At 33.4% G+C, this 14,050-nt stretch carries 13 protein-coding genes; 9 read left to right on the top strand and 4 right to left on the bottom strand.

Going from position 1 to position 14,050, the window contains the following annotated elements; all coding sequences use genetic code 11:
- From H6578_05830 to H6578_05820, 3 genes are all read left to right on the top strand, one after another.
- Positions 1 to 1,930: gliding motility-associated C-terminal domain-containing protein (locus tag H6578_05830; GenBank protein ID MCB9226672.1), on the top strand; the 1,930-nt coding region annotated here is incomplete at its 5' end.
- Between the two features lie 29 nt (positions 1,931 to 1,959).
- Complete coding sequence (locus H6578_05825; GenBank protein ID MCB9226671.1) at positions 1,960 to 2,982, top strand: type IX secretion system membrane protein PorP/SprF; 1,023 nt, start codon at positions 1,960 to 1,962, stop codon at positions 2,980 to 2,982.
- A 21-nt stretch (positions 2,983 to 3,003) separates the two neighbouring features.
- Positions 3,004 to 5,226, top strand: a complete 2,223-nt coding sequence (locus H6578_05820; GenBank protein MCB9226670.1) for an OmpA family protein — start codon at positions 3,004 to 3,006, stop codon at positions 5,224 to 5,226.
- Positions 5,227 to 5,496: 270 nt separating this feature from the next.
- Here the strand turns inward: H6578_05820 and H6578_05815 are convergent, their stop codons facing one another.
- Positions 5,497 to 6,096 carry a YihA family ribosome biogenesis GTP-binding protein gene (locus H6578_05815; protein MCB9226669.1) on the bottom strand — a complete coding sequence of 200 codons (600 nt, stop codon included), beginning with the start codon at positions 6,094 to 6,096 and terminating at the stop codon, positions 5,497 to 5,499.
- A gap of 170 nt (positions 6,097 to 6,266) precedes the next feature.
- Here H6578_05815 and H6578_05810 point away from each other — a divergent pair, with 170 nt between their 5' ends.
- Entirely contained in the window at positions 6,267 to 6,686 is a 420-nt protein-coding gene (locus H6578_05810) for a hypothetical protein (GenBank protein ID MCB9226668.1), read from the top strand.
- 63 nt (positions 6,687 to 6,749) lie between these two features.
- Here the strand turns inward: H6578_05810 and H6578_05805 are convergent, their stop codons facing one another.
- Positions 6,750 to 7,721 (bottom strand): Fic family protein, encoded by a 972-nt coding sequence (locus H6578_05805; GenBank protein MCB9226667.1) that lies wholly within the window; start codon positions 7,719 to 7,721, stop codon positions 6,750 to 6,752.
- 143 nt (positions 7,722 to 7,864) lie between these two features.
- On the bottom strand, positions 7,865 to 9,031 hold the full coding sequence (locus H6578_05800) for a sulfotransferase (protein MCB9226666.1): 1,167 nt from the start codon (positions 9,029 to 9,031) through the stop codon (positions 7,865 to 7,867).
- Positions 9,032 to 9,115: 84 nt separating this feature from the next.
- On the opposite strand from H6578_05800, the gene H6578_05795 reads away from it, so the two are divergent.
- Positions 9,116 to 10,300 carry an aspartate aminotransferase family protein gene (locus H6578_05795; GenBank protein ID MCB9226665.1) on the top strand — a complete coding sequence of 395 codons (1,185 nt, stop codon included), beginning with the start codon at positions 9,116 to 9,118 and terminating at the stop codon, positions 10,298 to 10,300.
- Positions 10,287 to 11,237: a hypothetical protein gene (locus H6578_05790; GenBank protein ID MCB9226664.1), complete on the top strand. Its 951-nt coding sequence runs from the start codon at positions 10,287 to 10,289 to the stop codon at positions 11,235 to 11,237. Before H6578_05795 ends, H6578_05790 begins: the two co-directional genes overlap by 14 nt.
- 33 nt (positions 11,238 to 11,270) lie before the next feature.
- Here the strand turns inward: H6578_05790 and H6578_05785 are convergent, their stop codons facing one another.
- Positions 11,271 to 11,441: a hypothetical protein gene (locus H6578_05785; GenBank protein ID MCB9226663.1), complete on the bottom strand. Its 171-nt coding sequence runs from the start codon at positions 11,439 to 11,441 to the stop codon at positions 11,271 to 11,273.
- A 101-nt stretch (positions 11,442 to 11,542) separates the two neighbouring features.
- Here H6578_05785 and H6578_05780 point away from each other — a divergent pair, with 101 nt between their 5' ends.
- Genes H6578_05780 through H6578_05770 form a run of 3 tightly spaced genes read left to right on the top strand, consistent with a single transcriptional unit; the run spans position 11,543 to position 14,040 of the window.
- Positions 11,543 to 12,118 (top strand): adenylate kinase, encoded by a 576-nt coding sequence (locus tag H6578_05780; GenBank protein ID MCB9226662.1) that lies wholly within the window; start codon positions 11,543 to 11,545, stop codon positions 12,116 to 12,118.
- A gap of 25 nt (positions 12,119 to 12,143) precedes the next feature.
- The gene (gene obgE, locus H6578_05775) at positions 12,144 to 13,160 is read left to right on the top strand and encodes a GTPase ObgE (protein MCB9226661.1); all 1,017 of its coding nucleotides are present in this window, start codon (positions 12,144 to 12,146) and stop codon (positions 13,158 to 13,160) included.
- On the top strand, positions 13,147 to 14,040 hold the full coding sequence (locus tag H6578_05770; GenBank protein ID MCB9226660.1) for a DMT family transporter: 894 nt from the start codon (positions 13,147 to 13,149) through the stop codon (positions 14,038 to 14,040). The genes obgE and H6578_05770 overlap by 14 nt, the downstream gene beginning before the upstream one ends.
- The last annotated feature ends 10 nt before the right edge of the window (positions 14,041 to 14,050 follow it).

The following is a 14,050-nucleotide window of genomic DNA, read 5'->3' as shown; positions in this document are numbered from 1 at the left end:
TGATGATCCGGTATTAGCACCTATAGATGATATTTGTGAAACTGAAGATATACCGGCATTAAGTGGTACAACAGAGCCATATACAACTATTAATTGGTTTGATGCTAATGATAACTTAGTGGGAATAGGAAGCCCTGTAACACCAGCTTCGTTAAATGTAGGAGAAAATTGCTTCTATGCAGTGGCAGTTCACGATACTATTCCTGGTTTAATGGGAGATACCGTATCTGTGTGCTTCAACGTAGATAGCTTACCTAACAATGTTTATGCAGGGCCGGATGATACAATATGTGGTTTCCAAGATTACGAATTGCAAGCAACAGGAGATGGTCAGTTAAATGCTTGGACTCAATTAGTAGGACCTACAGTTTCTCTTGATTTTGATAATCCTAATGCGGTTGTAAACTTACAACCACAAGGCGGCACAGGTCAGTCTAATATCTATACTTTTGTATGGACTAACCAAAACGGATTATGTTCAGTATCTGATACTGTGGTATTAACGGTAACTCAGCCACATATAACTAATGCAGGTAATGATACTACTATCTGTTTACCACAGTTTGGAGGAAGTGTTCAGTTAGATGCTACATTATCGCCATTGGGTACAGGATATTGGGTATATAATGGAGCAGGAAATATAGCTTTTGCAGATTCTACAGATCCACAAACAACAGTAAGTGGTTTAATCCCTTACGTAAATCCTACTAGTACATACAGATTCTACTGGTATGAAGTAATTGGAGATTGTGTAGCAAGAGATGAAGTATTGGTAACAGTTAATGAATCAGCTGAAATAGTTGGTTTAGCAGATGCAGATACCAATTGCTTACATTCAGATTATGTATTAACAGCAGAAGTAACTGCAGTAAACACACCGGGTTATTCATGGAGAATAAATTCTCCTACAGGTGTAGTAGTTTCTGAAAATATGGACGGAGTAGTGAGTCCGACAGTAAATACAACTTACTATATAGTTGCAACAACAGTATTCGGAGAGAATATCTGTAGATCTATAGATAGTATAACTATTAATGTAGATGGTTATCCTTCTGTAGTAGATGATGGATGCTATGACTTATTAGAAGACGAAAGCTTTACAGGAAACACTTCAGATTGGGCAGCAAATGATGATTATGCAGCAGTTTTAACTGGAGAAGTTGCCTACGAGGTAGTAAGTTCTTCTATATTTGATTATCCTTCTACTTTAGAAATAGATAATACTACAGGAACGTTTACATTCACTCCTTATCAAGATATGAGCGGTGCAGATACTGCAACGGTTATAGCTTACAACGTGGCTTGTCCTGAATTGACAGCTACATTTACAGTATGCTTTAATATTGAAGGTGTTCCAGATGAGCCAATCAATGCTAATAACGATACTACAACAGCTATAGCTCAGACACCGGTTGACATCAGCTTATTTGATAATGATGACTTGAATCCGAATGCAGTGAGTTCTAACACTACAATTATTACAGATCCTGCTCATGGTACGGTTACTGTAACAGATAGTGAGAACGGCATAGTAAATTATGTTTCTGATGATGAATATGCAAGAGTAGATAGCTTCCAATACGTAGTTTGTCAAACATTAACAGATGGCGAAGTATTGTGTGATTCTGCTTGGGTATATGTATATGTTGACGGAGACATATTTATACCGGAAGGATTTACGCCTAACGGTGACGGCACCAATGATGCTTTTGTAATTCCTGACTTAGACAGATTATATCCAAATGCTACACTTAAAGTGTTTAACAGATGGGGTGATGAAGTTTGGAATAGCGAAGGTCCATATAGAAACAACTTTGTAGGTAGAACTTTTAAAGGAAATCAGTTGCCTGATGGAACATACTTCTACATACTACAATTGAATAATGGATCGGGTAGAAATATGGCATCATACGTAGTTATTTATAGATAATTTAAACTAAAAACTCAAACTAGAATACAATGAAAAGAGTAGTAATATTAATTATAGGAATCTTTTGGGCTATGAGTAGCATAGCCCAACAAGATGCACAGTATTCGTTTTACATGTTTAACAACTTGTATTTTAACCCTGCTTATACAGGTAAAAAAGAAGCTTTGCATTTTGAAGTATTGCATAGGGAACAATGGCGTTTCTTTAATGTAGGCGATAGAATTGAGGGAGCACCTCAGTCCACATCGTTTAGTATTCATTCGCCATTTAAGCGTTCTAATAATGCCTTAGGATTTAATTTCCACAATGATATAATAGGACCTTATAAAACCTATGATTTTGGAATTAACTATGCGTATAGAATACCTTTAGGTACTAAATTGAAATTATCAATAGGGGTTAGAGGTTCTTATAAGCTTTATCAAGTGGATAACGTACGTTTCTTAGATCCGGATCAAGTTGGTAGTCAATTAAACTCTTTCCCAAATATCAATACCTTCAATTTTGGAGCTGGTATTTATTTATGGAATAAAAGAGATAGATTTTATGTTGGATTTTCTGTGCCTCACTTATTAAATAATAGATTATATCATGATCAAACGGTTAATCACAATAGTAATAATGCTCAAGAATACCGCCATTATTTCTTAACAGGTGGTTTAGTAGTAGGTAAATTAGACGGAGGTAAGTTTAAATTCTACCCTTCATTTATGATGAAGTTTGTTAAGCATACACCAATTGATTTTGATGTTAATGCTAATTTCTTATTATTTGAAAGATTGTGGTTGGGTGCAGGCTATAGATTTGGAGGAAATTTCTACACAAACAATAAAGAAGTTAAGGTAGGAAAAGGATCTGCTGTAATAGGTATGATTAAAGCAATGGTAGTTAAAAACTTAGAGATTGGATATGCTTATGATTATACATTATCTGACTTAGGTGATTACGAAAATGGATCGCACGAATTTTTAATCAACTTTAAATTTGATAGAAAACGTGATGCATTTGACAATCAAAGAATTACTACACCACGTTACATTAACTATTTCTAAAACTAAAAAGGAACGAACACAATGAGTAAATTCCCCAAAATATTAAGCATCTTATTCATTAATATATTTGTATTAATGAGTTTGCAAGCACAAAAAAGCTTATCGGATGGCGATAAATACAAAAAGAATTTTGACTTTATCAACGCTATTGAAGAATACAAGCAAGCTTTAAATTCTGACCCCAATAATGTTAACGCTATTAAAGGATTGGCAAGTTCATACAGACATATTGCCAATTATAAAGATAGCGAATATTGGTACGGAAGATTAGTTGAACTTGAGCCGGATAATAAAGAAAATCTGTTTTATTATGCACAAGCTTTAATGAGTGCTAAAAAGTATGATAAAGCATTGAAGGCATATAGAGATTATAATACGTCTAAAAATGCAGAGTATGTTTCTGAAATTATCAATGGTTTTGATTATATAACAGATATATCAACACCTAATCCAAATATTGATTTAAAGAATGCAACAGCATTAAATACAGCGGAGTCAGATTTTGGAATAGCATTTAAAAATATTTCGGAAGCTGTATTTTGTTCTACAAGACCAATTTCAGATGGCGACCAAGATAATTGGACGCACCAAAAATATACAGATTTATATTCTTCAGTAGTTTCTTTTGACGAGCAATCAGCTCCGGTAAAATTTAACAATGATCAGTATAATGGTATGTTTCATGACGGGCCGGCAACGTTCCATGACCAAACTATGTATTTAACTAGAAGTTTTTATGTTAATAGCAATACTACTAAATCAAAATCCGACAAAACAGTTAAACTAAAGTTGTTAGAAGTTGATTTAACAAAAACATCTAAAAAAATTAAGAAAGTTTCTGAACCATTTAGCTTCAATAATAAAGAGTATTCAGTAGCACACGCTACAGTATCTCCAGATGGAAATGCCATTGTGTTTTCTAGTGATGCACCTAATTTTAATAATGCACAGGGAGCAACAGATTTATACATTATATATAAAGGCGAAAATGGAGAATGGAGTGAGCCGGAAAATTTAAGTAGTATAGTAAATACGCCTTCTGATGAAGAATTTCCTTTCTTAGCAGATGAAAACACTTTATATTTTGCTTCTGACGGACATTATGGAATAGGCGGTTTAGATATTTATAAAACAACTAAATCTGAAGGTAAATGGTCAACACCGGAGAATATAGGTGCTCCATTCAACACTTCATTTGATGACTTTAACTATGTTTATAGCGATCAAGCAGGATTTGGTTTTATATCTTCTAACAGACCAGGTGGTTTGGGTTCTGATGATATTTATGTATTTAAAGCTAAAGACGGAACAGATGGACCGGGCGGTATAAGACTAAAAGTTTTAGCTTATGATGAGCAAACTTTAGAGCCATTAGGCAATGTGTTAATTAACATACCTGATTGTATAAATGGTAAAAAGCTAACAGATACTAAAGGTAAAAGTGTAATGAGTATTTCTCCTTACTCTACTTGCGTATTAGATGCCTCTTTAGATGGTTATTTCCCTAAAGAAATTCCTTTTTCAATATTTGATAAAGATAAAGAAATTGAAGTTCCTTTAAGAAAAATAGATAAGAAAGCATGTTCTTTAGTTGTTTATGTAAAAGACAAGAAAACGAATATTGTATTAAGCAATGCTAACGTTAAATTGTTTAGCAAAATTGACAATAAATATTATTCAGGTCAAACAAATGACGAAGGATATGTTGAGTTTATAGGAATACAACCAAATGCAGAGTATGAATTAGTAGCAATGAAAGATGTAGAAAAGCCGGAGTTTAAATACCTTGCTGTAACAGAAGCATTTAATACTAACAATATGGAATGTCCTTCTGAAATGACAAGAGAAATGTATTTAGATTACGTTCAAAAAGGAGTAGGTATTAAAATTGAAAATATTTACTACGATTTAGATAAGTATTTCATTAGACCTGATGCAGCTATAGAGCTTGACAAGATAGTTAAAATAATGAAAGACAATCCTACAATGGAAATAGAATTAGGTTCTCATACAGATTGTAGAGCAAGTTGGGCATATAACGAAAAGCTATCTACTAACAGAGCTAAAGCGGCTGTAGAGTATATGGTTACAAGAGGTATTTCTGCCAGCAGAATGACTTGGAAAGGATATGGAGAAAGCCAATTAGTGAATGGTTGTGCATGTGAGCCAACAAATGCTTCTCCGTGTTCTGAAGCAGAACATCAAATGAACAGACGTACAGAGTTCAAGATTTTGAAATTCTAATTATACCGATTAGGAATATATAATAGTCCAATTTCGGCTTCGCCTTATTGTACTAAATATATTGCTCTATCGGCATTTACCATTGTAGAACACAAAATAGATTAGACTATTTTGTGTTAACAATTGGTATTAGTATAAAATAATTTTTAAGAAAGGGTAAACCAACTGGTTTACCCTTTCTTATTTGTGTGATAGATGTATGTTTGTACCACTACCACTTAGCAAATTTTACCTTTACTATTTTTCCAAGGGGTTTAAACCCCTTGAGAATTAACGTTGAAGAAGCGTTTGGTTTATTTCATCTATGTAATCCAATATATCTTCTCTTCCAGTTCTTTTTGCACTTGAAGTTATAAAACTAACAGGAGTTTCGTCCCAGTGCTTTAGTAGTTCATTATTAAAAGCTTCTATGTTTTTAGCTGTTTTTTTAGGCTTGTCATTTTTAGTAAAAACTATAGAAAACGGTATACCTTTTCCGCCCATCCAATTGGCAAACTCTATATCAATATCTTGTGGTGGTATGCGAGTATCAATCAATAAAAAAACATTAAGCAGTTGCTTTCTTTGTCCAATGTAAGCTTTAGTAAACTGCAACCACTTTTCTCTTTCTTTTTTACTCACTTTTGCATAACCATAGCCAGGCAAATCTACTAAATGCCATTCTTCATTTATCAAAAAGAAATTAATACACTGCGTTTTTCCGGGAGTGTTAGAAATTTTAGCTAAGCTATTTCTGTCAGTAAGCATATTAATTAAAGAAGATTTACCTACATTACTTCTACCTATAAAAGCATATTCAGGCAGGTTTTCCTTAGGGCAATCTAACCAATTAACATAACTACTTACAAAATCTGCAGAATGAATTATCATGGTGTAAAGATATAGAGTTTTTTGTACTCGTGCCACCACTCCAAGTGGTGGCACGAGTATATACAAAAACACCATAGTTTTAAACTTTTTAAAAAGTTCGGAACAATTAAACAGAATTAATTATGATAATATGTGTTTTTTTTAGCTTTGTTGAATTAAAACAAATTAATATGAAAAGAATAACAATTTTACTATTTGCTTTATTAGCATTAATTTCTTCATGCGACAAAAATGAAGATGATGACACATCTGACAGAGATGATTTTGTGGGGACATACAATATGACATATTTTTTAGATTGTGGCACTGAACAACATAACGTAAGTTTTACTATGTCTGTAGCTGCAATTTCTGGTGCAGAAGATTCTATAGTACTATCTTCATCAAAATTTTTAGGTAATTATAGAGGGCTAGTTTCACAAAACTCATTTGTGGCAGAATACAAACCAAACTCAAGTGAAATATGTACTATGAATGGAAGCCTAAATGGAAATACAATTTCTATTGACTTAGGTGGTTGTAAATTAAATTTTGAATATGCTAATAATTATTGTTTTGGTCAAGCAAGTGACTTTACTGGAACTAAATAAATGAACTTTTATTTCTTAAATTTTTACATTCGTGCCACGACTTCAAGTCGTGGCACGAGTATTTTACTCCAATTTCCTTTCTCTTTCTCTGTTTTCAATATAGTATTTAATAGCATTTTTGGTAGTTACCCAATTTCTGCCTTCTTTATAAGCATCTATTTTGCCTTGGCGGGCCAGCAAGCTAACATACTCTTGCCCATAAGGCACATCCGGCTCGCTAACTATAGTGCTTATGCTTTGGTAGTCATCATCTAAATCTGTAGAAGGCAAAGCTGACAAATAAATATCTATAGTACGCTCTGCTGCTTGAGCTATTAACAATAATAATTTTTGATAATTACCATTATTAGCTTGGTTTAAAGCAGCGTAGTATTTCTTTCTATCATTTTTTAAAATAATGGCTGGCGGAAAACCGGCTTTCATAAGCAACAAATTCATGGTTAATCTTATTGTTCTTCCATTGCCATCAAAAAAAGGATGTATCATAGCAAACCGATGATGAAAAACAGTAGCCAATGCCAGAGGGTTTAATTGTAAGCTGTTTTTATTTACCCAAGTAACTAAATTATTCATTAAACCATCAACTTTTAGAGCATTAGGTGGCACAAAATTAGCCCCAACAATACGCACGCCTCCATTTCTATATCTGCCGGCAAACTCTTTTTCTATTTTAGTCATAACAATATGGTGTACATCTAAAATATCTTTTTCATTTAATGTATAATTATTGCCAACCAAGGTTTGTAAAAACTCAATAGCTTCATGGTGGTTAGTTGTTTCAAAATGCTCTCTAAGGCTTTTGCCTTTTACGGTCATTCCCTCTTCTATTACTATTTTGGTTTCTTGCAGGGTAAGCGTATTACCTTCTATGCTGTTAGAATTGTATGTCCATTCTAAAGCTAAATCTTCTTTTAGTCTATGCAATATACCATAAGGCAAAGGTCTTTTGGCATCAAGCTTTGCTTTTTTATCAAATATTCTTTGATAGGTGCTTTCTAAATTTTCTAATTCTTTTATATCAAATCTCCATTCCACCCCCCAAAGATACTAATATCGTTTTGGATTAAAAAACTTTTATCCGATATTAACAAAAAAATACCTCATTCTGCTAAGATTAGTGTGGCTTTTCATAGTATTATAAGCGAATACTAAGGAATTTATTATATTTTATTAGTCATTTACACATTATCTATATCCTTACTCAGCTCAAATTCATCCATAAGTTCATGTAGCTGGCTATAAATATACTCTTTAGTATATCCATATTGAGCTAAAGAATAATTGTGTTTAGATTTATATGACTTGCTCTTTGTTGTATAGTTTTTAAGTGCCTTTTTATATGCTTCACTCATTTTAAAGCCAAAATAATCATATATTTTATATGCTGTTTCCTGCGGATGAGAAACAATTTGATTGTATTCCAACATCAACAAATTATGCTTATCTATTACTTCTTTTTGTTGGTAAATATAATTGTAATAATCTATCATAATTTGCCCAAAACCTCTTGCTTCTTCACTATCATCTTTAATATCTCTGCTGTGCAAATTCCATGGCCCGGTAAACATACTGATAACTGAAGGAACAGCTTTGTAAGGATGGCGTAGAGGATAAATAATCTTGGCATCGGGGAAACATTCTAAAATAAAATTAAGCCTACCTGTAGAATAAACATTTTTCATTAGCAAAGTAGCATTAGGATTAGTGGCATATACAATACGCTGCAAGCTACTGATATAATATTCTTTAATTCTTTGCTTGGTTTTGGGTTTAGCAAGGTCTAAATATTTTAAATAATCTAATTTATAAGCCCACGGAGATAGCAAAACCAGCGCTGGCGTATAAACAGCTATAGTAAATATGCCTTCATCTTCCTCTGGTTGATATAATCCCATTGGGTGTATGTCTTTCCACCCGCCAAAAAATAGTTTATCTGCTAAATCAATCAACTTTTTTAAAAAGCCACCTAATTTGCTGTCTAATTTGGCAATAGCTCTGATAATAATAATATAAAAAGCACAAGGGAAAAGCGTGTGATACAATAAAGTGTAAGTGTAATGGTCTTTATCTAAGCTAAGCAAACGATGCAAAAAAGTAGTGCCACATCTTGGGTTGCTGATAATAAAAACGGGCTCTTTAATAATTACATCTTTATAGCCACTTAAAAAAATCTCATCTATTAATCTACCAAACGCCAAAAACAACACCAAAGCAAAATGAACCACCAAAAAAACTATGGTAAACAAAAATCTGGGAATAGAAAAATGCTTAACGCAATTGTAATAAGCTAATTTTAAAGCAGTTTTATGGTCGTAATAAAAAATAGAGGGTTTAAAAAATACCATTCAAATCTCAATCTTGCCACAAAGATAGTTTTATTCAACACAATAAAACAGTTACATTTGTACAATTAAGCTAAATACGGACTTTTGAATTTACGACAGCTTTTTTTAAATAACGTAGCCCAAACCAGCGATGCACCTCTTGCCATAGAACCCACTCATGCAGAAGGCGTATATATTTTTACCCAAAACAAAGGGAAATTAATTGATTTAATTTCGGGCATATCGGTTAGTAGTTTAGGACACAGCCACCCCAAAATAGTGCAAGCCGTAAAACAGCAAGCCGAAAAATATATGCATTTAATGGTTTATGGCGAATTTGTGGAACAACCACAAGTTAAACTTGCTCAATTACTTACTTCTGTACTTGACAAAAGTTTAAATAGTGTTTATTTTACCAACTCCGGAGCCGAAGCCACCGAAGGAGCATTAAAATTAGCCAAAAGATATACCGGTAGAAGTGAGATAATGTACTTTAAGCACAGTTACCACGGAAGCACCATGGGAGCATTAAGTGTGCTGGGCGATGAATATTTTAAAAGTAATTACCGTCCATTAATTCCAAATTGTACCATGCTTGAATATGGAAATTTTGATGATATAGAAAGAATTTCTGAGCAAACAGCAGCCGTAATTATAGAACCCGTACAAGCAGAATCGGGCATTACCGTTCCTCCAAAAGGATATTTAAAAGCCTTAGAAAAAAAATGCAAAGCAAAAGGAGCATTATTAATTGTTGATGAAATACAAACAGGTTTAGGACGCACGGGAGCATTATTCAGACATCAAACCGAAGAAATTGTACCAGATATTCTTTTGTTAGCTAAAGCTTTTGGTGGCGGAATGCCTTTAGGTGCTTTTGTTAGCAATAGAAACAAAATGGAAGTTTTTCAAGATAATCCGTTTTTAGGACACATTACCACTTTTGGTGGGCATCCTGTTAGTTGTGCTGCTGCTTTGGCTTCATTAGAAATTCTTTTAGAAGAAAACATTATTGCAAGAGTAGAAGAAAAAGGGCAGTTGTTTGAGCAACTTTTAAAGCACCCTAAAATTGAAAAAATACAGCGTGCAGGCTTAATGATGTCTTTAAAATTTAATAGTTTTGAAACCAATAAAAAAATAATAGACCGCTGTATAAAAAATGGTTTACTTACCGATTGGTTTCTGTTTAACAGCCAAAGTATGCGTATAGCTCCACCGCTTATTATTACTAAAGAACAAATAGAAAAAGCGTGTTCACTAATATTAGAAAGTATAGATGAAGTGGTTTAAAATTACATATTTTGCAATAATGCTATTGTTGTTGTTTTCTTGCAAAAAAGAAAGTGAAAATATCAATTTAACAGCCATAGACCTTCATGAAGAAGGTAAAATATATCAAATTAAATTTTTAAACGAACAAGTTGGTTTTGCCTGTGGCGGCAGCCTTTGGACAAATGGGTTTATATACAAAACAACAGACGCTGGCAATACTTGGATGGAAATTTTAGAATCGCCAAACATAGTTTTTGGTTTAGATTTTACATCTGAAGACACCATAACCGCAGGCGGTTTTTCGGGCTGGCTGTGGCAAACTGTAGATGGTGGCAACTACTGGAAATATAGCGAAATAGGACCAGATTATTTGCCTCTTACAGCTATTACCTATACTACACCCGATAGAGTTTTATTTTCTATGGGATTCAAATATTTTATAGGAGGCAAAGGTTGGTTTAATACCCAAACTGGCGAGCATTCCGGTTATGATGAATTAATAGCCATGGAAGATGTTTATGCTTTTAATGAAAACGAAGCCATATTTTGTGGCTATGGGAACATTTTTAAAACCTACGATAATGCTACTACATATCAACCCAAAGAAATACCTAACGCCTACTATAAAGCTATTGATTTTGAAGGAGATAAAGGTTTGTGTGTGTCTTACAATGGTTTAGTAATGTACTCTGCTAACAAGGGTGAAACATGGAATAAAATAACTAAAAAAGGCAGTACTATGAGTTTTAAAAACAAGTTTGAAGATGTTGCCCTTAAAAACAACACTGCCATTATTTGTGGTCATGACGGCACACTTTATAAAATGCTTTTAACAGATAAAAACTTAATACAGCTAAAACACAATTTTGATAACGTAGATTTTTATAGTGCGTACTTAAATAATAACACAGCCTTTTTAGGCAGTGAAGGCATTATTTATAAGTTTAGCTATTAGCTTGGCTACAATATGAATACCGCTTAATAAAAACTACTCTTCGTAATAGACAAACACAGCACATTGGCTAAGTTTGCTACCCAATATTTTAACATCGTGTACTTTGCCACCACTGCCTTGTATTTCGTCTAAAACATCATTTACTTTTTCTTCCATTTGGTCATATTTTACACCAAATAAGTCTATTACTTTTACTTTTTTCATTACAAATTCAATTTAGTTTTTATCAAAAGACTGCCAAAGTATAAAATTCCCTCGTAAAATCACTATTTTTGTGCTTTTATTTAAAGCAACTTATATAAATAATGATAAACTTAGTATTATTTGGCCCTCCGGGAAGTGGAAAAGGAACACAATCAGAAAAATTAGAAGAAAAATATAACTTATTGCATATTTCTACTGGCGATTTATTTAGAGCCCACATGAAAAACGAAACTCCTTTAGGTAAAAAAGCTAAAGCGTATATAGAAAAAGGCGATTTAGTACCCGATGAAGTTACCATAGGAATGATGAACGATAAAATAGAAAAACACCCGGAAGTAAACGGTTTTATTTTTGACGGATTTCCACGCACTGCAATTCAAGCAGAAGCTTTAGATAAATTTTTAAACGAAAAAAATATTCCTATCAGCAAAATGATAGCTTTAGAAGTGGAAGAAGAAGAGCTGGTAAAAAGGCTATTAAACAGAGGTAAAGATAGTGGCAGAGCAGACGACCAAAACGTATCTATTATTAAAAATAGAATAGAAGTTTATAATGAAAAAACACTACCTGTAGCAGACTACTACAGAAAACAAAACAAATATGAAGCAGTTAACGGAATAGGCTCTATAGAAAATATTTTTGATAGACTTTGTGCGGTTATTGACGTTTTAGCTTAAATAAAAATATATTATAGCTTATAAAATGGCAGAACAAAGTTTTATTGATTATGTAAAAATTTTATTTCGTTCGGGAAATGGCGGTGCAGGAGCATCGCATTTTAGAAGAGAAAAATTTGTGGCAAAAGGTGGTCCCGATGGTGGCGATGGTGGCAGAGGAGGGCACATTATACTCAAAGGCAACCGAAATTTGTGGACATTACTCCATTTAAGATACCGAAAACATATTTTTGCAGGCAATGGCACCAATGGCTCTAAAGCACGTTCTACAGGAGCCGATGGCGAAGATATAGTGGTAGATGTTCCTTTAGGAACTATAGCCAGAGATGCCGAAACGGACGAATTGCTTGCCGAAGTTACAGAACACAACCAAGAAGTGATACTTTTTAAAGGTGGAAAAGGCGGATTGGGCAACTGGAATTTTAAAACAGCTACTAATCAAGCTCCCACTTATGCTCAGTCGGGCTTGCCGGGTATAGAAGCTTGGGTGGCATTAGAGCTAAAAATACTGGCGGACGTGGGTTTAGTAGGATTTCCTAATGCAGGAAAATCTACTTTACTGGCAAGTGTTTCTGCTGCCAAGCCCGAAATAGCCAACTACGCTTTTACTACGCTTAGACCCAATTTAGGCATTGTATCTTACCGAGATGATAAAAGTTTTGTAATGGCAGACATACCCGGCATAATAGAAGGTGCTGCTGAAGGCAGAGGTTTGGGTATTAGATTTTTACGCCATATAGAACGCAATGCGTGCTTGCTTTTTATGGTGTCGGCAGAAGCAGAAAATATAGCTCAGCAATACAAAATATTAAAAAAAGAACTTAAAAATTACAATCCGGAGCTTTTGCATAAAGACAGGCTACTTGCCATTACTAAAGCCGATTTAATAGATGAAGAACTACAAGCTATGCTTCTTAAAGAATTTAAAAAAGAGGTAAAAGAAGATATAGCTATTGTTTTTATTTCGTCTGTTACCAACTATCACATAGATGAACTGAAAGATAAAATTTGGGACTTGCTTCAATTTGATGAAAGCAGATAATAAATATTTCAACTTCATTATACTCTTTTTGCTATCATTAATTTGGGGTTCTTCATACATATTAATGAAAAAAGGCTTGGTAAGCTTTAGTGCCATAGAGGTAGGCATGTTGCGTATCTGCTCTGCCACTTTAGTTTTATTGCCTTTTTTACCCAAAGCCTTTAAAAGTTTGAACAAAAATATTTTTCCTTTCTTAATTTTAGTTGCTTTTTTAGGAAGTGGCTTACCTACTTATTTATACCCTTTAGCCATTACAAAAATAGATAGTAGCATGGCGGGCATTATAAATTCTTTAACGCCATTATTTACTATGCTTTTTGGATGGATGTTTTTTCAAAAAAAAGTTACAAAGCTTAAAGTGTTAGGAATTTTTATAGCTTTTTTGGGGGCGGCAGTGTTGGCTATTAATTTTACAAATGGCTGGCAATCAATACAAAAGCTTAATAAATATGCTTTAATAGCCATTTTAGCTACAGTATGCTATGGTTTGAGTAGTAATATATTGAGTGCTAAACTTAAAAATATAAAAGCTATAGGGCTTACCGCTTTAAGTTTCTTCTTTTTGTTTCCATTTGCTTTAATAATTCTATACAAAAGCCACACTTTTAATACGGTTTGGTACGAGAGTAGCACCCATAAATCACTATTTTATGTTTTTATTTTAGGAGCAGTAGGAACAGCTTTAGCCTTAATTTTATTTAATAAACTAATACAAAAAACCGATGCCGTTTATGCTACTTCTGTTACCTACTTTATACCTATAGTAGCTATGCTTTGGGGTTATTTTGATGGCGAAATATTAGGCGTAAAACACTTTTTAGGTATTACTTTAATAGTGATAGGAGTATATATTGCCAATAAAAGAATAAAAATCACTTAGATTATATGTT

The sequence above is a fragment of the Chitinophagales bacterium genome (assembly GCA_020635995.1).
Classification (GTDB): Bacteria; Bacteroidota; Bacteroidia; order Chitinophagales; family UBA8649; genus JAFMKE01.
This window is presented reverse-complemented; position numbering and strand designations above follow the sequence as displayed.